The 20,303-nt window shown below is 61.0% G+C and carries 19 protein-coding genes and 1 other RNA gene; 14 read left to right on the forward strand and 6 right to left on the reverse strand.

The window, feature by feature from the left end:
* Window positions 1–221: 221 nt before the first annotated feature.
* The 12 genes from ssrA to ACN19L_RS15600 all read left to right on the forward strand — a co-directional run bounded on the left by ssrA (window position 222) and on the right by ACN19L_RS15600 (window position 13,281).
* Window positions 222–591: a transfer-messenger RNA gene (ssrA, locus tag ACN19L_RS15545) on the forward strand.
* Window positions 592–817: 226 nt separating this feature from the next.
* Window positions 818–2,170 (forward strand): sigma-54-dependent transcriptional regulator, encoded by a 1,353-nt coding sequence (locus ACN19L_RS15550; RefSeq protein ID WP_426490390.1) that lies wholly within the window; start codon window positions 818–820, stop codon window positions 2,168–2,170.
* 380 nt (window positions 2,171–2,550) lie between these two features.
* Window positions 2,551–2,904: a DUF7674 family protein gene (locus ACN19L_RS15555; RefSeq protein ID WP_052346111.1), complete on the forward strand. Its 354-nt coding sequence runs from the start codon at window positions 2,551–2,553 to the stop codon at window positions 2,902–2,904.
* Between the two features lie 135 nt (window positions 2,905–3,039).
* Complete coding sequence (kdpF, locus tag ACN19L_RS15560) at window positions 3,040–3,117, forward strand: K(+)-transporting ATPase subunit F (protein WP_129922805.1); 78 nt, start codon at window positions 3,040–3,042, stop codon at window positions 3,115–3,117.
* A gap of 90 nt (window positions 3,118–3,207) precedes the next feature.
* On the forward strand, window positions 3,208–4,908 hold the full coding sequence (gene kdpA, locus ACN19L_RS15565) for a potassium-transporting ATPase subunit KdpA (protein ID WP_426490391.1): 1,701 nt from the start codon (window positions 3,208–3,210) through the stop codon (window positions 4,906–4,908).
* Between the two features lie 164 nt (window positions 4,909–5,072).
* Window positions 5,073–7,121: a potassium-transporting ATPase subunit KdpB gene (kdpB, locus tag ACN19L_RS15570; RefSeq protein ID WP_426490392.1), complete on the forward strand. Its 2,049-nt coding sequence runs from the start codon at window positions 5,073–5,075 to the stop codon at window positions 7,119–7,121.
* A gap of 198 nt (window positions 7,122–7,319) precedes the next feature.
* Window positions 7,320–7,880: a potassium-transporting ATPase subunit KdpC gene (gene kdpC, locus ACN19L_RS15575; RefSeq protein WP_426490393.1), complete on the forward strand. Its 561-nt coding sequence runs from the start codon at window positions 7,320–7,322 to the stop codon at window positions 7,878–7,880.
* 3 nt (window positions 7,881–7,883) lie between these two features.
* Window positions 7,884–8,018 carry a hypothetical protein gene (locus ACN19L_RS15580; protein ID WP_261990105.1) on the forward strand — a complete coding sequence of 45 codons (135 nt, stop codon included), beginning with the start codon at window positions 7,884–7,886 and terminating at the stop codon, window positions 8,016–8,018.
* 255 nt (window positions 8,019–8,273) lie between these two features.
* Window positions 8,274–9,383: a porin gene (locus tag ACN19L_RS15585; protein ID WP_426490394.1), complete on the forward strand. Its 1,110-nt coding sequence runs from the start codon at window positions 8,274–8,276 to the stop codon at window positions 9,381–9,383.
* Between the two features lie 168 nt (window positions 9,384–9,551).
* Window positions 9,552–10,721, forward strand: coding sequence for a sensor protein KdpD (locus ACN19L_RS15590; RefSeq protein ID WP_426490395.1), 1,170 nt, complete (start codon window positions 9,552–9,554; stop codon window positions 10,719–10,721).
* A gap of 176 nt (window positions 10,722–10,897) precedes the next feature.
* Window positions 10,898–12,685: an ATP-binding protein gene (locus ACN19L_RS15595; protein WP_426490396.1), complete on the forward strand. Its 1,788-nt coding sequence runs from the start codon at window positions 10,898–10,900 to the stop codon at window positions 12,683–12,685.
* Between the two features lie 221 nt (window positions 12,686–12,906).
* Window positions 12,907–13,281 (forward strand): hypothetical protein, encoded by a 375-nt coding sequence (locus ACN19L_RS15600; protein ID WP_426490397.1) that lies wholly within the window; start codon window positions 12,907–12,909, stop codon window positions 13,279–13,281.
* A 76-nt stretch (window positions 13,282–13,357) separates the two neighbouring features.
* On the opposite strand, the gene ACN19L_RS15605 is transcribed toward ACN19L_RS15600, so the two are convergent.
* From ACN19L_RS15605 to ACN19L_RS15625, 5 genes are all read right to left on the reverse strand, one after another.
* Entirely contained in the window at window positions 13,358–13,705 is a 348-nt protein-coding gene (locus ACN19L_RS15605) for a hypothetical protein (RefSeq protein ID WP_426490398.1), read from the reverse strand.
* 100 nt (window positions 13,706–13,805) lie between these two features.
* Window positions 13,806–14,714, reverse strand: a complete 909-nt coding sequence (gene uvsE / locus ACN19L_RS15610; protein ID WP_426490399.1) for a UV DNA damage repair endonuclease UvsE — start codon at window positions 14,712–14,714, stop codon at window positions 13,806–13,808.
* 144 nt (window positions 14,715–14,858) lie between these two features.
* A complete protein-coding gene (locus ACN19L_RS15615; RefSeq protein WP_426490400.1) occupies window positions 14,859–15,542 on the reverse strand; it encodes a carboxypeptidase-like regulatory domain-containing protein in 684 nt (227 codons plus the stop codon).
* A 203-nt stretch (window positions 15,543–15,745) separates the two neighbouring features.
* The gene (locus ACN19L_RS15620; RefSeq protein WP_426490401.1) at window positions 15,746–16,396 is read right to left on the reverse strand and encodes a hypothetical protein; all 651 of its coding nucleotides are present in this window, start codon (window positions 16,394–16,396) and stop codon (window positions 15,746–15,748) included.
* Window positions 16,397–16,546: 150 nt separating this feature from the next.
* Window positions 16,547–17,788, reverse strand: a complete 1,242-nt coding sequence (locus ACN19L_RS15625) for a metallophosphoesterase (RefSeq protein ID WP_426490402.1) — start codon at window positions 17,786–17,788, stop codon at window positions 16,547–16,549.
* Between the two features lie 114 nt (window positions 17,789–17,902).
* Here ACN19L_RS15625 and radC point away from each other — a divergent pair, with 114 nt between their 5' ends.
* Both radC and ACN19L_RS15635 read left to right on the forward strand, forming a co-directional pair.
* The gene (radC, locus tag ACN19L_RS15630) at window positions 17,903–18,667 is read left to right on the forward strand and encodes a RadC family protein (RefSeq protein WP_426490403.1); all 765 of its coding nucleotides are present in this window, start codon (window positions 17,903–17,905) and stop codon (window positions 18,665–18,667) included.
* 213 nt (window positions 18,668–18,880) lie between these two features.
* A complete protein-coding gene (locus ACN19L_RS15635; RefSeq protein WP_426490404.1) occupies window positions 18,881–19,495 on the forward strand; it encodes a DUF1684 domain-containing protein in 615 nt (204 codons plus the stop codon).
* Window positions 19,496–19,547: 52 nt separating this feature from the next.
* On the opposite strand, the gene ACN19L_RS15640 is transcribed toward ACN19L_RS15635, so the two are convergent.
* Window positions 19,548–20,156 (reverse strand): Uma2 family endonuclease, encoded by a 609-nt coding sequence (locus ACN19L_RS15640; RefSeq protein WP_426490405.1) that lies wholly within the window; start codon window positions 20,154–20,156, stop codon window positions 19,548–19,550.
* Window positions 20,157–20,303 lie beyond the last annotated feature (147 nt).

Genomic DNA, 20,303 nt, shown 5'->3' on the forward strand with positions numbered 1-20,303 from the left:
ATCTCGCGTGCTGACGTTGCAACGATAACTCGGACATCAGCACGCGAGATGCTTCGCCTTTGGGTCTGCATGACGAGATGCGCATCCACCGATTTATTCAGATTTCTCCCTGCGTTCTGCATGGCAAACCGGAACATTTTCGGCCGTTGACAACGTTTTCTTCCCGATGTGCGTACATTCGCACCCCGCTACCTCGGTGGCGGGCTCGTTCTTTCTCAATTGGGGCCGACCGGAATTGACAGCTCGTGCATGTCGCGAGTAAGCGTGTCGGGAGTTGGATGAATCTCCCGTAAAAAAAGCCGTCCGAACAATAACTGGCGAGTATAGCTACGCCATGGCTGCCTAGTTTAGAACTACGCACTGCCATCGTCCCGCACCCGTATTCCTGCTCACGGGTGAGTTCGGGGCGTCGTAAGAGTTAGGATAGCGTAGGTGGCGCTGTGACGCCTGCGCGAAACTCAAACAGATAAGGGGAAATCAAGGGCCTGATGTGCGCCTGGTTTCCTTCGAAAATCCAAGCATAGATACACACGTAGAAAGCTCGACGCCTTCCTTGTCTGGACCAGGGTTCGAATCCCTGCGGCTCCACTTTATTTAGAAGTGAGAGGATAGAAACACGAGCGTAGACTTCTGTTTCTTTTCTCCGACCTCTGAACTATCAAAACCCGATTTAGCCCTGCTGAGTCGGGTTTTTTTGTGAACCAGCACAGCTGTCATTCTGAGCAGAGCGAGCAATCTGGATAATGCCATAGGGATGATTAACCCAGATTCCTCACCCTGCTCGGAATGACAGTTATGTAAGAAATACCCTGCCTCTATGCCCACCGGAACCCTGCTGCTCATCGACGACGAAACCAGCCTACGCCAGATGCTGGCCCGGGTGCTGGAGCTGGAAGACTACACCGTGCTGCAGGCCCCCGACGCCCGCCGCGGTCTGGAACTGCTGCGCCAGCACGCCGAGGACGTGCTGGTAGTGCTGAGCGACGTGAAGCTGCCCGACGGCTACGGCCTCGATTTGCTGCCGCGCTACAAGCAGGTGGCCCCATTGGCTGAGGTAATTTTGATGACGGCCTACGGCACCATCCCCGACGGCGTGCGGGCCATGAAGGAGGGCGCCTTCGACTATCTCACCAAGGGCGACTCCGACGACCAACTGCTGGTGGTAGTGGAGCGCGCCGCCGACCGGGCCCGCCTGCAGCGCCGCGTGGCCGACTTGGAAAAGAAAATAGGCGCTCAGTACAGTTTCGACAGCATGATTGGCGGCTCCCGGGCGCTGCTACAGGCTAAAAAGCTGGCTGAGCGTGCCGCCCCCACCGATAGCACCGTGCTGCTGGAAGGTCCCACCGGGGCGGGCAAGGAGCTGTTTGCCCAGGCCATTCACCAGGCCAGTCCGCGCCGCGGCAAGCCGTTTGTGGCCGTCAACTGCTCGGCCTTCCCCAAGGATTTGCTGGAATCGGAGCTGTTTGGGTACCGCAAGGGCGCGTTTACGGGGGCGCTGACGGATAAGAAGGGCCTGCTGGAAGAAGCCAACGGCGGCACCTTGTTCCTGGACGAAATCGGGGAGCTGGAGCTGAACGTGCAGGCCAAGTTCCTGCGGGTGCTGGAAACCCAGCAGTTCACCAAGCTCGGCGACACCCGGCCCACCAGCGTGAACGTGCGCATTGTGGCGGCCACCAACCGCAACCTGCGCCAGGAAGCCGAAGCCGGCCACTTCCGCCCCGATTTGTACTACCGGCTGGCCGTGTTTACGGTGCCGGTGCCGGGCCTCAACGAGCGGCGCGACGATGTGCCGCTGCTGGCCGAGTATTTCCTGCAGTTCTTCGCCGGCAAGCTGCGCCGCCGCCTGCGCGGCCTGGAGCCCGAGGTGCTGGAGCAGCTGCGCCGCCACGACTGGCGCGGCAATGTGCGGGAGCTGAAAAACGTGCTGGAGCGCGCCGCCATCCTCGCCGACGGCGACACGCTCACCACCGACGACCTGCCCGCCGAGTTCCACTACCTGCCCGCCGCCCCCACCATCGACGAAGCCTCCGACAACAGCCTGCGCACCCTGGAAAAGCGCCAGATCCGGCAGGTGCTCCACGACACCGGCGGCAACAAGATGGAGGCCGCCCGCCAGCTCGGCATCGGCACCAAAACGCTCTACCGCAAGATTCAGGAGTACGGGCTGTAGAGACGCAACATCTTGCGTCTCGTCGTTGAACGACGACGCCTGCGCCCTAGGGCTTCAGCCCTGGGACACAAGCACCCTACCAAACCGGGTTATTATGACCGCCACACCGGGTCAGAATGACCCGGTTTTTTTGTGCCCGGAGCGTGAGGTAGGAGAGGAAGGAAAACATTTCAATCTGATAATCAGATCAATGCAGTGAAAATGGTGGGTGATGGCCGGATGTGGGCCCGGATTGGCAAGAAGCCGCCCGAGCCATTCGTCGATTCGGCAAACGGATCGAACCGGGGCCGGTGCTGGGGTGCCTGACAACCAGCCCAGCGCCATGCCCCGCCGACGCGGGCTCACGCACGGACCCGTTCCACTTCTTTTCATCTCGTCAGATGACTTCTTCTTCCGAAACCGCCACCCTGTTGCTGGAAAGCTTCCCCGAACTGGGGGCGGAACTGCAGGTGCCGGCCACGCGCCAGAGCCTGTACCGGCAGCTGAGCTGCTTTGCCACCTTCACCCGCGAAGCCGCCGAGGCCGGTCAGCTGGCCTTGCTCAAACGCTGCTTCGAGGTGGCCGACCGCCTGCTGCGCCAGGGCGACGCTTACTTGGCCCGCGCCATCGAAAACGTGTACCTGCACTGCCTGCACCTCGATGGCAGCACCTACGGCAACCAGCTGGCCCGCCAGCTCATGCCCAGCCGCCTCTACCAGACCTATCACTATCCGCACACCACCATGCTGCCCTAGGGCCGCTGCTTTTTCGCTTTGCCAATGGCTCCGCTCCTGATGATTCCCGTGCTCACGGCCGCCGGCCTGGCCGGTTTCTGGCTCTTCTACAAGTCCGTCGATTTCTTCGACCAGATCTAACCCCGTCGCGCCATGATGGTCACCCTGTTTTTCCTCTCCCTCGCCACGTTCGGCTACCTCTGCTACGTGCTGCTGCGCCCGGAGAAATTCTAATTCTGTTGCCCGTTACCCGTTGCCCGTTGTCAGGTCGTTCGACGATTGACAACTGGTAACTGGCAACCGGCAACCGGCAACTCAACCAAGATGAACAACGAACTACTCAGCATCGGCGGAATTTACCTCATCGCGCTGGTGCTGGCCCTGCCGCTGGGCGCGTATCTGGCCCGGGTGTTCCGGGGCGAAAAGAACCTGCTCGACTTCATGCGGCCCGTCGAGAATGGCATCTACCGGCTTTCGGGCATTGATGTCCGCCGCGAGATGACGTGGCAGCAGCACATGGTGGCGCTGCTCACCATCAACCTGGTGTGGTTCCTGCTGGCTATGCTGGTGCTGTGTACCCAGGGCAGCTTGCCGCTCAACCCCGACGGCAACCCCTCGATGTCGCCCGATCTGGCCTTCAACACGGCCATTTCCTTTCTGGTGAACTGCAACCTGCAGCACTACTCCGGCGAATCGGGCCTGTCGTACCTCTCCCAGATTGTGGTGATTACCTTCCTGCAGTTCGTGAGTGCCGCGACTGGTATTGCGGCGGCCGTGGTGGTGTTCAACGCCCTGCAGACGCGCACCACCGAGAAGCTGGGCAACTTCTACGACTACTTCGTGAAGAGCCTCACCCGCCTGCTGCTGCCCGGTTCGCTGCTGATTGCCCTCATCCTGGCCTTCAACGGCACGCCCATGACGCTGCAGGGCAAGCAGGAGCTGATTTCCTTGCAGGGCGACTCGGTGGCCGTGAGCCGCGGGCCGGTGGCCGCTATGGTGGCTATTAAGGAGCTGGGTACCAACGGGGGCGGTTTTTACGGCGCCAACTCGGCCCACCCGCTCGAAAACCCCAACTTTATCACCAACGCCGTCGAGAATATTGCCCTGGTGATTATCCCGATTGCCATGGTGTTTGCGCTGGGCTTCTACCTGAAGCGCCGCAAGCTGGCTTACATGATTTTTGGGGTGATGACGGTGGGTTTCGTGGCCCTGCTGGCCCCCACGGTGTACTACGAGATGCACGGTAACCCTGCCATTGCCAAGCTCGGCGTCGATCAGGCGCTGGGGGCTATGGAGGGCAAGGAAATCCGCCTCGGGGCCGCGGCTTCGGCCTACTGGAGCATCACCAACACCATCATTAGCTGTGGCTCGGTGAACTCCATGCACGACTCGTTTATGCCGATTTCGGGCATGAGCCAGATGTTGGGCATGATGACCAACGCCTTCTACGGCGGCTGCGGCGTGGGTTTGCTCAACTTCTTCGCCTACCTCATTATTGCCGTGTTCATTGCCGGGCTGATGGTGGGCCGCACGCCCGAGCTGCTGGGCAAGAAGATTGAGGCCCGCGAGATGAAAATTGCCGTCATCGTGACGCTGCTGCACCCGCTGCTGATTCTGGCGGGCACGGCCCTCACGGCTCACCTCTACGCCGGCAATCCCACCGAGTACAGCGGCTGGCTGGCCAACCCCGGCTACCACGGTTTCTCCGAGATGCTGTATGAGTTCACCTCCGCCTCGGCCAACAACGGCTCCGGCTTCGAGGGCCTCGGCGACAACACGCCCTGGTGGAACATCAGCACCGGCGTAGTACTGCTGCTGGCCCGCTTCCTGCCCATTGTAGGCCCAGTAGCCATTGCCGGCCTGCTGGCCCGCAAGAAGTACGTGCCCGAAAGCGCCGGCACCCTGCCCGCCGACACGGCCACCTTCGGGGTGATGGTGCTGGCCGTCATCGTCATCATTGCCGCCCTGGCCTTCTTCCCGGCCCTGGCGTTAGGGCCGCTGGCCGAGCATTTCTCGCTGTATTAGTCGCCTCACCCCCTAGCCCCCTCTCCGGGGGGAGAGGGGGACTAGCTCTAGCTTTTTAGTCTTCGTCTTTACGCCTGAAAAATTCTCCGAACTAGCTCTAAAAACTAGAGGCTAGTTCCCCCTCTCCCCCCGGAGAGGGGGCTAGGGGGTGAGGCACCAATCTCATGTCAACTAAATCTCAATCTCTCTTTCAACCCGCGCTGGTGTCGGAGGCCGTGAAACAGGCATTCGTGAAGCTCGACCCGCGCATCATGTTCCGCAACCCGGTGATGTTCACCGTAGAAATCGGGACGGTGGTGATGCTGCTCGTGACGCTGGGGCTGCTGGTGAAGCCCGATGCCGCCCAGGGCTCCTTCGGCTACAACTTCACCGTGTTTGTGGTGCTGTTCCTGACGCTGCTATTCGCCAACTTCGCCGAGGCTATTGCCGAGGCCCGCGGCAAGGCCCAGGCCGAAAGCCTGCGCAAAACCCGCGAGGAAACGCCCGCCCGCGTGCTCGATGCCAACGGTCAGGAGTCGTCGGTTTCCTCCTCCCAACTCCAGAAAGGCCAGATTTTCCTGGTGGAAGCCGGCGAAATCATCCCCACCGACGGGGAGATTGTCGAGGGCCTGGCTACTATTGACGAGTCGGCTATTACGGGCGAGTCAGCCCCGGTGATTCGGGAGGCCGGCGGGGATAAGTCCAGCGTGACGGGCGGGACTAAAGTGCTGTCGGACCGCATTAAGGTGGTGGTGACGACGGCCCCCGGCGAGTCGTTTCTGGACAAGATGATTGCCCTGGTGGAAGGCGCGTCGCGGCAGAAAACGCCCAACGAAATTGCCCTCACCATTCTGCTGGCCGGGTTTACGCTGGTGTTTGTGCTGGTGTGCGTGACGCTGGCCCCGTTTGCCGAGTACTCCAACACGCCCATTGCCATTTCGGCCTTCATTGCCCTGTTTGTGTGCCTGATTCCGACGACCATCGGCGGGCTGCTCTCGGCCATCGGTATTGCGGGTATGGACCGCGCCCTGCGCGCCAACGTCATCACCAAAAGCGGCAAAGCCGTGGAAACGGCCGGCGACATCGACGTGCTGCTGCTCGACAAAACCGGTACCATCACCATCGGCAACCGCAAAGCCACCCACTTCTGGCCCGCCCCCGGCATCACGGAGGCCCAGATGATAGAGGCCGCCACCCTGGCCTCGCTCACCGACGAAACGCCCGAGGGCAAAAGCATTGTGGAGCTGGCCGGCGAAACCCGCCGCTCCGACGTGGCCGGTCTGCGCACTCGCCTGCAGGGGGCCGAGCTGATCAAATTCACGGCCGAAACCCGCAGCTCGGGCGTCACGCTGCCCGACGGCACCCGCCTGCGCAAGGGCGCTTCCGACGCCATCCGGCAGCTGGCCGCCCGCGCCAACCAGCCCTTCCCCCAGGAAACCACCCAGCGCGTGGAGGCCATTGCCAGCAACGGCGGCACCCCGCTGGTGGTCAGCCAGAACGACCAGGTGCTGGGCGTAGTGGAGCTGCAGGACATCATCAAGCCCGGCATTCAGGAGCGGTTTGAGCGCCTGCGCAAAATGGGCATCAAAACGGTGATGGTCACCGGCGACAACCCGCTCACGGCCAAGTTTATTGCCGAAAAAGCCGGCGTAGACGACTTCATTGCCGAGGCTAAGCCCGAGGATAAGATGACCTACATCCGCCGCGAGCAGCAACAGGGCAAGCTGGTAGCCATGATGGGCGACGGCACGAACGACGCCCCCGCCCTGGCCCAGGCCGACGTGGGAGTGGCCATGAACTCGGGCACCCAGGCCGCCAAGGAAGCCGGTAACATGGTGGACCTCGACAACGACCCCACCAAGCTCATTGAGGTGGTAGAAATCGGGAAGCAGCTGCTGATGACCCGCGGCACGCTCACCACGTTTTCGATTGCCAACGACGTGGCTAAGTACTTCGCCATTGTGCCCGCGCTGTTCATGGTGGCCATTCCGGCCCTGGGTGCGCTCAACATCATGGGCCTGAAGTCGCCGCAGTCGGCCATCCTCTCGGCCGTGATTTTCAACGCCGTGATTATTCCGCTGCTGGTGCCGCTGGCGCTGCGCGGGGTGGCCTACAAGCCCATCGGGGCCTCGGCTCTGCTGCGCCGCAACCTGCTGGTGTACGGCCTGGGCGGCGTGATTGTACCCTTCATCGGCATCAAGGTGATTGACTTGGTGGTAGGGCTGTTTTTGTAGAAATCAGCACGAAAACTCCCCTCCTCAGATGAGGAGGGGACGCCGTGCCGAAGGCGCGGCTGGGGTGGTTGACCCGCGTGCTGATGTTGTTTACCGGAACGACTTAACTCCGAATCGTTCAACGAATCAACCACCCCTAGCCCCTCCTTTCCAAGGAGGGGAACTAGCTCTAGTCTTAGCTTTTTAGCTCCCTTTTCCATGAAACAGAACCTGCTTCCCGCATTCCGCCTGACTCTTGTGCTGCTGGTGGTGTGCTGCCTGATTTACCCCGCGTTGGTGTGGGCCGGCGCTCAGCTGGCCCCGGCCAGCGGCCAGGGCGAAACCATCCGCCACAAGGGCCGCGTGGTGGGCTACGATAACGTGGGCCAGAACTTCACCCGGCCCGAATACTTCCAGGGCCGCCCTTCGGCCGTGGATTACAACGCCGCCGGCTCGGCCGGCTCCAACAAAGGCCCCAGCAACCCCGATTACCTGGCCACCGTGCAGGCCCGCCTCGATACGTTTCTGGTGCAGAACCCCGGCGTAACCAAGGCCCAGGTGCCGGCCGAACTGCTCACTGCCTCCGGCTCGGGCCTCGACCCGCACCTCTCGCCCGCCGCCGCCGCCGTGCAGGTAGCCCGCGTGGCCAAAGCCCGCAACCTCGATGCCGCCAAGGTGCAGGCCCTGGTGACGGAGCACACCCAGCACAGCGCCTTCGGCCCCGACCGGGTGAACGTGCTGCGCCTGAACGTGGCCCTCGACGCCCTGCAGAACCGTTAGCCGGTGGCTGCCTCCGCGCACCGGGCCCGCGCCCATTGGCGGCTGCGGGCCCACCGGCACCGCGGCCGCCGCTTCCGCCCCGGCTACACCCTGCTGGCTCTGGCGCTGCTGTGGCTGCTGCTGCAACTGGTAGCCTGAAGCAGTAAGCCAGTAGCGCGAACTGTGTAGTTCGCGCCCCCGCGCCGTTGCAACGATTGTCGTTCTGGGGCGCGAACTACACAGTTCGCGCTACTGCCTCCCGGCCCGTTTTCGTTGCTTTACAACTTCAATTCCGTATTACTTCCCCGCCACCCGCCTGATCAAAAATCGTCAGGTTCCCCCTCTCCCCGAAGCTTCGCGCATCAAGCGAACCGGGGGCCGGGGGGTGAGGTCCTCTGCATTCTTTCTTTCCCAATGAAACCACTGGTTCTTTTTACCGCTACTGCACTGCTCACGGCTTCGGCTGCTATGGCCCAAACCACGCCCGATTCCACGGCAGCTGCGGCGGCTCCGGCCAATCCGCTTACTACCTACGGGTTTGTGGATGGCTACTACGGCTATGATTTCAAGCACGCGGCCACCAACCAGCGGCCCGGCTTCCTGTACTCGCACAACCGCCAGAACGAGTTTACGGTGAACAACGCCGTTATCGGTCTGCGCTACGACAACGGGCAGGTGCGCGGGGCCTTGGGCCTGCACGCGGGCACCTATGTATCGGCCAACTACGCGGCCGAGGACCAGGTGCTCAAGCATCTGTACGAAGCCTACGTCGGCTTTCGACCCTTCAAAAAAGCCTGGCTCGACGTGGGTATTTTCGGCTCGCACATCGGGTTTGAGTCGGCCCTGAGCAAGGACAACTGGACGCTGACCCGCTCCCTGATGGCCGAAAACTCGCCGTACTACGAGGCCGGCGCGCGCCTGACTTACGAGGTGAGCCCCAAGCTGACGCTAACCGGGCTGGTGCTTAACGGCTGGCAGAACATCCGCGAAAACAACCAGGCCAAGGCCCTGGGCACCCAAATTCAGTGGAAGCCTACTGATAAGCTGCTCATCAACAGCAGCACCTTCTACGGCAACGAGCAACCCCAGGACTCGGTGCGCCGCCGCCGCTACTTCCACGATTTCTACGTGAGCTACGCCGCCACCGACCGCCTCAGCCTAGCCCTGGTGTTCGACGTGGGCAAGCAGGAAAACGAGCAGCGCGGCGGCAAGGCCGATACTTGGCACACCGGTGCGGCCTTCGTGCGCTACAAGCTAGCCGATAAGTGGACCGCCGCCGCCCGCGCCGAGTACTACAATGCCGACCGGGGCGTCATCATCAGCACCATTTCGCCGGTAGCCGCTGCTGCCGATTTCAAGGTGCAGGCTGCCTCGCTCAACCTCGACTACGCGCCCACCAGCAACGTGACGTTCAGGGTAGAGGGCCGCACTTTCCACGGCCGCCAGCCCTTCCTTTCGGACCGCAACGGCAACCCCACCCGCAACTACGGCAACCTCACCAGCAGCATCGCGCTGGCGTTTTAGCGGGGTTGCCTCACCCCCTGGCCCCCTCTCCTGCAGAGAGGGGGGAACTAGCTGCTAATTTTTAGGAGCTAGTTTGAAAGGTATGCTTGGCGAAAAAACGAAGACTAAAAAGCTAGAGCTAGTTCCCCCTCTCTGCAGGAGAGGGGGCTAGGGGGTGGGGCAACTATCATGAACGATAACGACGACCAACAGCGCGACCAATCGGCCGAGCGGTTTCTGCGGCTGGTGCAGCAGCGGCGGCGCGGGCGGCTGAAGGTGTACCTGGGGCTGGCGGCCGGCGTGGGCAAAACCTACCGCCTGCTGCAGGAAGCCCACGAGCTGCGCGCCCACGGCGTGGATGTGGTGCTGGGCTACGTGGAGACCCACGGCCGCCCCGGCACCGTGGCCCAGCTGCGCGACCTGCCCACCGTGCCGCGCAAGCACATTTTCTACAAGGGCCGCATGCTGGAGGAGCTGGACGTGCAGGGCATTCTGCAGCGCCGGCCCTCGGTGGTGGTGGTGGATGAGCTGGCTCATACCAACGTGCCCGGCTCCGAGAACGAGAAACGCTGGCAGGACGTGGAACAGCTGGTACGGGCCGGTATTTCGGTGCTCACGGCTGTCAACATTCAGCACCTCGAAAGCCTGCACGACCAGGTACTGCGCATCACCGGCACCGACGTGACGGAGCGCGTGCCCGATCAGGTGCTGAAGCTGGCCGACGAGGTGGTGAACGTGGACCTGACCGTGGGCGAGCTGCGCGCCCGCCTGGAAGAAGGCAAGATCTACGATGCGGCTAAGGTGACCACGGCGTTGCAGAACTTCTTTCAGGCCGAAAACCTGCTGCAGCTGCGCCAGCTGGCCGTGCGCGAAACCGCCAACCTCATCAGCCGCCAGATTGAAACCGACGGCGGCGGGGCCGCGCCCGTGGCCCCCGAGCGCCGCAACCAGGACCGGCTGCTGGCCTGCATCAACGCCAACGCCCCGGCAGCCAAGGAAATCATCCGCAAAACCAGCCGCCTCGCCGACCGCCTCTCGGCCGCCTCCTGGGCCGTGCTCTACGTGCAGACGCCCCGCGAATCGGCCGACCGTATCAACCTGGCCACCCAGCGCCACCTGCTCAACAACCTGCAGCTCACCACCGAGCTGGGTGGCCAGATTCTGCGCGTGAAAGCCACCGACGTAGTGCCCGAAATCCTGCGCGTGGCCCAGGAAAAAGGTGTCACGCTGCTGATTTGCGGCGTCACCAGTGAGAAGAGTTGGTGGCAGCGCCTGCTGCGCCCCGGCGTCACGCGCCGCCTCATCCGCGCCGTAGCCCGCTCCCCGCTGGACGTGGACGTGTTTCTGGTGAGTTACTGATGTAGCGCGAAGCTAGAAACTAGCTCCCCTCCTTGGAAAGGAGGGGTTGGGGGTGGTTGATTTTCCCAGAACGGTTTTAGAGCTAGTTTTTAATGAATGTTTAACGATTGTCAACCACCCCCAGCCCCTCCTTTCCAAGGAGGGGAGCTAGTTTCTAGCCCTGATATTGCCCGCCCATGAACCTCAAAACCAAAATCACCCTGGCCTTCGTCACCATGCTGCTGCTGCTGCTGGGGGTGAGTGCGTTTACCCTGTTCTCGCTCAACCGCCTCGACCGCACGGCGCGCAACGTGCTGCAGGACAATTTCTACTCCGTAGAGCTGGGCCAGCAGATGCTGCGCGCCCTCGACCAGCTACAGCTGCGCGAAGCACCTTTGGATGATGATGCCAAGAAACGCTTCGAGCAGCTGTTGACGCGGGAAGCGGGCAACATCACGGAGCCCGGCGAGCAGCAGGTGGTAGACTCCTTGGTTGAAAGAGTTGGTGATTTGAATCGTTATCTGGCCTCCGATACAACCTCCTTACAGGCGTGGCAGGAGCAAATGCAGGAGTTCCGACGGCTCACCTACCGCATGATTGACCTGAACACTCAGGCCCTCACCCGCAAAAACGAAGTCGCCAACCGCACCGCCACCCAGCAGCAGCGCTACGTGCTGGCGTTGCTCACCTTCGCCCTGCTGACGTCGTTGCTGTTTGTACTAAGCGTGCCCGAGGCGGCCGTGGGGGGACTGCGCAAGCTCACGGCCAGCATCGAAAACGCCACCAATCAGGACTACTCGTCCTCCATTCCGGTGGAAAGCCACGACGAGTTTGGCACCGTGGCGCGGGCTTTCAACCGTATGCTGGTGCAGCTGCAGGACTACCGCACCTCCACGCTGGCCCAGCTGATGGCCGAGCGCAACCGCGCCGCCAGCATCGTGAACAACCTCGATGAGGGCCTGCTGCTGGTGGATGAGCACCGCCGGGTGCTGCTGGTGAACCCCGTGGCCGCCGAGCTGCTGGGCCAGCCAGCCGCCGGACTGCTGGGCCAGCCGGCCGACGAACTGGCCCGCCACAACGACCTGTTCCGGGAGCTGCTGCGTCACTTGGATACGCCCGCCGCCCAGCGCCCCCAGGAGGCCGCCCCGGTGCTCACCCTGGCCCAGAACGGCGAGGAAGTGTACTACCGCGTGGCCGTAAACGACGTCATCAGCTTCAACGAGGCGCTGGATAAGATGGAATTCGTGGGCTCTATCCTCACGCTACACAACGTGTCGGAGTTCAAGAAGCTGGACCAGGCCAAGTCGAACTTCCTGGCCACGGTGTCGCATGAGCTGAAAACGCCGCTTTCCAGCATCAACTTCAGCCTGAAACTGCTGCAGAACGGCAAAGTGGGCTCCGTGAACGAGGAGCAGCAGCGCATTCTGGCCACCATCAAGCAGGAAAACCAGCGGCTATTGAAGCTGGTGGGCGAGCTGATTGACGTGTCGAGGCTGGAATCGGGCAACATTCAGCTCAACTTCCAGCCCACCCAGGTGCGCGACATCGTGCAGTTCGCCGCCGATACCATTCAGCTCCAGCTCCAGCCCAAGCAGCTCACCCTCGACATCCAGGTGCCCGCCGAGCTGCCCCCCGTGCGTGCCGACATCGAGAAAACCACCTGGGTGTTGCTCAACCTGCTGGCCAACGGCATCCGCTACTCCCCCGAGCAAGGGCAGCTGCATATTCGGGCGGCGCTGGCCGCGGGCGGGCAGCAGGTGGAGGTGTTGGTGCAGGACCACGGCCCCGGCATTGCGCCCCAGTACCAGGAAAAAATCTTCCAGCGCTTCGTCCAGATTCCCGACAAAACCGGCTACCGTGGCGGCTCGGGCCTAGGCCTGAGCATTGCCCGCGAGTTCATCGGCAGCCAGGGCGGGCAGCTGTGGGTGGAAAGCGAGCTGGGCAGCGGCAGCACCTTCCGCTTCACGCTGCCGGTGGCGGGCTGAATAGGAAAGGGGCTGAGGCAGAGTTGATAGACATGGTTGCGTCTGTAGAGTCGTTTGCGCTCAGCATGACCGTTCTGTATCAAACACAACCAGGGCAAAGCAAGCTCAACGGAGTATAAACAAGATTTCGGGTTCGGCCAGCGAATAGAAGTAGCCTCACGTACAGCTACCTGCCACCCTGCTATTGGGGCGGGCCTTTTCTTTCGCTGATTTATTTCACTATGAAATTTTCCCTGTGTACTGCCGCGCTGCTGCTGACTGTCACGGCCGCCTCCGCCCAGATTTCGCCCTCCGAGCCGCAAAGGGGCGGAACGCTTAACCAAACTACTGTTCCTCCCCAAAATCCGGCAAATCCCACCATCAACCCCGGCACCATCGACCAACGCACGCCCACTACCAGTAACCCGACTCAGACCAGCCTGCCCGGTGCGCCCAATCAGCGACCCACTACCATGCCAGCCGGTGCGTCGGGAACCATGCGTCGCGGCGTGGGTACTCAGTCTGGAATGCCGCGCACCACTACCACTAATAGCCGCCGGGTGCGAACAGTAACTAACCCGGTTTCCACCACGCCAGCCGGTACTATTCGCCCGTAACCTGCTGTGTTATTCAGTAGAAAAGCCGCCCCCTGCTAGCAGGGGGCGGCTTTTCTACTTGAAATTTTTACTGATGCTAACGGGCTTCTTCCAACTGGCCCCCAGCTTTCAGGAGCTGATCGGAGAGGGCGGAAAGGCCGCCACGTACCTCGTCAGGCGCAGCGCGTACTACCTCTGCTACCTGGCTGCCCAGCATACTCAGGGAGCGGCCAATGGCGGCTCCGTTAAGGCCGCCGTTGCCGGCACTGAGCAACGACTGCAGGTTTCCCAGTTCGCGGCCAATATCCTGCAGGGCCGGTTCGCCGCTTTGCAGCAGGTGCTGCTGCCAGGTTTCCGTGTTATCCATGGCAGCGGTAAGCGGAATACCTGTTAGGCCGTTGCTGAGGGAGTGAGTGGTGGCGTTGAGCAGATCAATAAATACCATGAGTAGGGGAGAAGTAGGTGAATGTGAACCGGACTGACAGGGGGCTCCCGAAGCAATACGGCCCGCTGATACTATGGGTTAAGTGCCCGTGTCGCGGGTATTACGATGCCTCGGCCACGGCAATGCGGCCCAGGTTGCGCAGAATACCGCAGGCCCGGCCGGCACTGGCCTCCTTGTCTTTAATTTCAAGCATGATATCCACATCTAGGTCGCCCAAGTCATGCAGAAAGCCGTGGAACAATTCTTCCTCCAGGGAGGCTGTATGCTTGCCTTTCCGCTCCCCGTGGGCCTGGGAGCTGTAGTCCATCATCATCACGCCGTCGTGGGTGGGGTGCCAGGTGGCGGCGGCCAGACGTAAGGCCTCGGCCATTGGCTCGCCGTGGTTCAGGCATTCATGATGAAAGTTATCGAACAGGATAGGAATGCCCACGGCCTGGTGCACGCGCAGGCAATCCTGCAGGCTGAATAGCCGGTCATCGTTTTCAATGACGAGGCGGACCCGCACCGCCTCGGGCAGCCGCTGATAGGTGGCAATGAAGCGGCTGATGGCCAGCTCCCGGTCGCCGTAGAGGCCGCCCACGTGAATCTGCAGCTTATGGGTACTGTCGAGGCCCATCAGGTCCAGCATCGAGCCTTGGTAGATGAGTTCCTGAATGCTGCGCTCCACAATATCCTCACTGGGCGAGTTGAGCACCACAAACTGGTCGGGGTGAAAGGAGATGCGCATATCGTGGGCCTTCACGAAGTCGCCCACCTGCCGGAACTCAGCCGCAAAGCGCGTTTGCCAGGGAAACGTGTTGATGGGGTGGGAGCCAAATGGCACTACGCCTGAGCCAATCCGGAAAAACAGCAGACCCTGTTCTACGTTCCAGGCCAAAATGCGCAGCAAACAGCGTAGGTTGTTACTCACGGCCGTTTCCACCCGCTCATCGGAGTAGGAGGCCAGCCGAAATGTGCTGGTAGTGGTGCAATCCAGCGACTCGTTTACACAGGGATATCCAATCTTCATTCCTGGCTGTACGGGAAAGGGGAATGAAGGATAAAGCAAAATGTGGCGGGCATCCTGAACAGAGCAAAATTGTTGTAATGCGGGCCAGGGCCTGCGTTGGGCTCAGGCTGACAATTTCTTGCCGCTTATTTCACAAATCCGCTGCTATTTCACCTCGTAGCCGGTATTGTCCTTAAAGTTCTTGTTGTAGCGGCGACGGTTCTGGCGGTCCAGCTCGGCGGCTTTGGCGGCGGCTTCCTGCTGGTTGATTTCCTCCATTTTGCGGCGCTGCTTGCCTTCACGGGAGAACTGCTCATACAGCAGACTCACGGGGCTGGCCAGGGTGGGCACCGGAGCTTTAGGCGCGGCCGAATCGACGGGAAACAGGGGTTTGGGCGCGGGTGGGCGCTTCACGGCGCTGGTGGGTGCGGTACTGGGCCGCTTGATGTTACGCAGGGCCCGGTTGATGGTGGCGCGGTCGGGACGGCCTTCCGTGATACGTACCTCACCCAACTGCACGGTATCCTGCTGTAGCCTGATCTGCACGATGAGCTGGGAGAGGCCGGTGCCCGCCAGCAACAGCCGTTGTGGCTTGTGCCCCACGGCCCGAAAAACCAGTGTGTCGGTGTTCTTGGCCGTGATGCTGAAGTCGCCCTCATTGGTGGCCATAATACCAGTGCGGGTGCGCTGTAATAACACTGTTGCACCGGGAATAGGACGGCGGGAAACCGCATCAGTAACGGTACCCGTAACCCGAACCTGCGCCTGCACCAGCCCCACCACTAGCAGCAGTGGCAGCAGTAATAACCCACGCAACGCCCAACGGGCCGGCAAACGAAAACGCATCATCAGGCAGCAAACTAACGCACCCCGGGCACATAAACCCAATAAAACCTACCGGCGCTGGGGCAACATCGACGGAGCAACGCCAAAAGGAGACAAAAAGAGCCCGCCACGTTGCAGGGCAGGGAGCCGCCGGTGAGCCGGACAAAAAAAGAGCCACACCCGGCGGATGTGACTCTTCTTGCGAAATAGGTGCTGGCAGGCCAGCCTTACATCTTGGACTTTTCGCCGTCGGCGTCTTTCATTTTTACCGTGCCGTCGCTTTTCACTTTCATCTTGCTGCCGTCTTCGGCTTTCACCTTCATTTTTTCCACGTTGGTGCCCGACTGCATGTTGTCAGTAGAGGAAGTGGTGCTCATATCGGACGAGCTGCTCATGTTGCTGTTGTCCATGCTCGAGGACGAACTGCTCATGTTGCTATCATCCATGTAGCGGCTGTCCATGTAGTCCGCGCGGCTCGATTCGTAGGCTGAATACTGCGTGGGGTCGGTGAAAATGCCCTTCATCTCCGTGTCGGTGGAGGTGTATACGTCGCGCATGGCGGCGGCGCGGCCCATTGTGTCGGTGGCGTAGCGGGTTTCCAGCTCGGCCAGGCGCTGGCCGCGGTTCATGTAGGCGGTGCGCACCTTGTCGCGGGTGGCGTCGTCGAATTTCATCTTGCTAGCCATGTCCATCGACATTCGGTCGGCGCGGCGCTCAATGGCTTCGGGCGAGTAAGATGTCTGGGTGGCCGTGGTGGTGGTGGTCGTAGTCATGGCGCCGTCATTCATGGCGTCGGTGGTTTCGGCGGTTTTATTCTCGGAGCAGGAAGCCGTCAGGAAAGCGGCAGCAGCCGAGAGGATAAGCAGGGACTTGTTCATGAGTTGAGAGAAATCTGATGAGAGAAGAAGGTGGGAAAAATATAATGCAGCCTATACGGAGTGCAAGCTCGGCCGGTTACTACCGGGCCAGCAAAAAGCCACTGCGGTAGTCCACAGTGGCTGTTATTCAGATGCCGGAAAATCAAGGGTTTATCCGCGTCGCAGCTCGAATACGGTAATTTCGGGCAGGAAGCCAACCCGGCCGTGGTAGCCGATAAAGCCCAGCCCGGCATTCACGTACAAATACTGTTTGCCGCGCTGATACAGGCCTGCCCACTGCTTATAGGCATATTGCACCGGGCTCCACTTCATAAACGACAGGTTCACGCCGAACTGCATCCCGTGCGTGTGACCCGACAGCGTCAGGTCGATATCCTCGTACTGGTGCACCTGCCCGTCCCAGTGCGAGGGGTCGTGGGAGAGCAAAATTTTGAACGGTGCAGTAGGGTCAGCAGCAGCGTGGGCTTTGGCCAAGTTGCCGTACTGGGTAAAGCCCCGGGCTCCCCAGTTCTGCACGCCCAGAATAGCAATTTTCTCGCCGTTGCGCTCCACGGTGCGGGCTTCGTCGAGGAGCAGCTCCCAGCCAATTTTGGCGTGGTTCTGCTTCAGGCGGGCCAGGTTGGCGGTCCACAACGAACGGTCCTCCTTGAATTCTGGCACGTAGTCTCCATAATCGTGGTTGCCGAGGATGGAGTAAATGGGCAGCTTGGACTGGATGCCGGCCAGCGTGTCGATGTGCTCCTCCACCTCGGTGGCGTAGTTGTTCACCAGGTCGCCGGTCATGAAAATCTGGTCGGCCTGCTGCTCGTTGATGAGCTGCACCGCCCGTTGCAGCGGCTCTTTGGAGTGGAAAGAGCCCGTGTGCAAATCAGAAATCTGCAGCAGTTTGAACCCATCGAAGGAAGCCGGCAGATTGGGGAAGCGCAGCGTTACCCGGCGCACGGTGTAGTCGGTGCCGCCCTTGGCCATGCCCCAGACGAGCGATACGAACGGCACGGCCCCCAGCACCAGGGCCGCCTTGCTCAGAAACTCACTGCGCGAAATACTGGACCCGGCATTGCCGGCCGGGCGGCTGCCCAGCTGTAAGGCCCAGCGGCCCAGGCGCGTCAGGTCTTCCAGCAGCAGCGGAATCAGGATAACGATTTTGGCCGCCAGCACGGCCAGCAGCACCCCACCCAGATAGGATTTAAAGGAAGGATGCTCATGGCGGTTGCGCATGGCCCAGATGCCCAAACCCCAAACCAGCAGTGAAACCGCCCAGTACACCCCCGCCACCACGCGGCGGTTCCCGGACTCGGAAGAGGCAAAAGCGGTACGAAACGCCTGATAGCCGTACCACTCGGCGGCGGCTACCAGGGCGAAAAAGAACACGAGAAACGATGGATTGCGCATACGAAAATCAACAAATCCGCCGGCCAGGTAGTGGCCGGTACCGGATTGTTACTGGTAGAAACGGGGTTGCGGGGTTTTTGCTTTAAATTCCGGGGCTAACAACAACGGTGCCCTATGCAAGAGTTTGACAATCTGACCGAAAATATCCAACTGCCCCTGCCGCCCGAGGCTGCCACGCGGCCCTATGAAACGCCCACGGCTTTCGGTATAAAAAGCTGGGCCGAGGAAGACCGGCCCCGCGAAAAGCTGATGCAAAAAGGCCGCGCCGCCCTTTCGGATGCCGAGTTGCTGGCCATTCTGCTGGGTTCTGGCACCGCCAAGCTCTCGGCCGTGGATGTGGCCAAGCTGGTGCTCAACGCCGCCCAGAATGATTTGAACGCCCTGGCCCGCTTCTCCCTGAAAGAGCTGATGCGCCAGAAGGGAATAGGGGAGGCCAAGGCCATTACCATTATGGCGGCCCTGGAGCTGGGCCGCCGCCGCAAGGAAGCCGATGCCCCCGCCCGCGCCACCATCACCTGCTCGCGCGACATTTACCGCGTAGTGCGGCCTCACCTCCAGGATTTGCCCCACGAGGAGTTCTGGGTGGTACTACTGAACCGGGCCAACGTGGTGATGCGCACCGTGAGCATCAGTCGGGGCGGCGTGGCCGGCACCGTGGCCGACCCCAAACTCATTTTCAAGGAAGCCCTGGAGCAGCTGGCCAGCAGCGTGATTCTGGTGCACAACCACCCCAGCGGCAACAAGAACCCCAGCGCCGCCGATATTGCCCTCACCCGCAAGCTCAAGGAAGCCGGCCAGTTCCTCGACCTGCCCATCCTCGACCACCTCATCTACACCGACAACGGCTATTATAGCTTCGCCGACGAGGGCATGCTGTAGGGTGAATGTTGAGTGATGAATGATGAGTTATGAAATACCAGAGCGCTTGGATGTGCTGTGAAGAAGTTTGAATCAGGCCGTATTCACCCTACCATTCCGTAGGCGTAACGAGAGTTGCGCCGGGAATGAAGAACTTTGGGCCGGTGGTGAATCTGCTTCCGGTGTCGGCCGCTCAATTCATCACTCATCATTCATAATTCAACTCTCCCCAAGGTGCGCTTAAATCCCAAACTGCTCATTGCCCTCGGCCTGCTGCTGGTGTTCGGCTACTTTGCCCAGGATATTCTCTTCAACGACGACCAGTACGCCGCCCAATTGCGCAAGGCCCGGGAGGCTAAGAATACGGGCTTCCGCCGGGCCGAGGATTCGCCCCTGAGCCCGGAACAACGTCAGACCTTCGACAGCCTGAAATACTACGCTCCGGATACGGATTACCGCTTTGAGGCCCAACTGGAGCAGTTTTCGCAGCGCGATACCGTGGAAGTACCCCTCACCGACGGCAAGGCCGATAAGTACCTGCGCTGGGGCCGGGCCAGCTTCCTGCTCAACAAGCAGGAGTACAAGCTCACGCTGTTCCTGAAAGCCGACGGCAAAGACACCACGCTGTTCGTGCCCTTCACCGACCGCACCAACGGCTTTGCCACCTACGGCGGCGGCCGCTACCTCGACGCCCCCCTGCCCGCCGCCGGTGACACGGAAGTAGTGCTGGATTTCAACGAAGCCTACAACCCTTACTGCGCCTACGCCGACGGCTACGCCTGCCCCGTACCCCCCGCCGACAACCGCCTGCCCGTGGAAATCAAAGCCGGGGAGAAGACGTTTAAGTAATAGTATTCCACAAATGCGTGTCATTCCGAGCGGAGCGAGGAATGACACGCATTTACTCCTCCCGTAACGGCTGCAAATCCAGGCGGAAACCGGGTAAGACGGGTGCTGCATCCAGCTCCCGGGCGTAGCCGTGTAATTCCTCTGCAGGCTGGCCGACACGGTACACCCAAGCTGTTTCGGTTTCTACATCCAGCAAAAAACCTAACTGTGCGCCGTTGCTGAGCCACTGCTCCATTTTGGCTTGCAGAGTGGAAATTCGGTCGGAGGGAGATTTAACTTCAACCACAAACTCCGGGCAGATGGGCAGGAACTTGTTGCGCAGTTCCGCTGGCACCCGCGCCCAGTTTGCCTGACTAAACCACGAAGCATCGGGTGAGAGCGTGGCCTTATCGGGCAGCACGTACGCCGCCGACGATTCGCCGACGCGGTCCAGCTGGTGCTGCTTATTCCAGAGCTTGAGCTGAAAAACGACTTCGGCACTGGCCGAGCTGGAGAGGAAACCGGCGGGCGACATAAAGATAATTTCGTGGTCGGAGGTGCGCTCTACGCGCAGGTCCCGGTTGTCTTGGCAGAACTGGAAAAACTCCTCGTCTGTGAAGCCAGTAACCAGCGGGCCGCGCAGTACAATGGCCTCCTCCGAAATAGCAGGGCGGTTCGACATATAGATACTACCGGTTGTTGTACCGAAATATACACCGAAACTACCCACGCGGGTTCGTTTTCTGCCGCCCGCCCGAATCCGTACCTTTGTAGTCAGTGAGCTGCTCGTGGTTTGTTGCCAGCACAATTCTGGCAGCGAACCGCCGAG

This window comes from Hymenobacter sp. 102 (assembly GCF_049949205.1).
Classification (GTDB): Bacteria; Bacteroidota; Bacteroidia; order Cytophagales; family Hymenobacteraceae; genus Hymenobacter.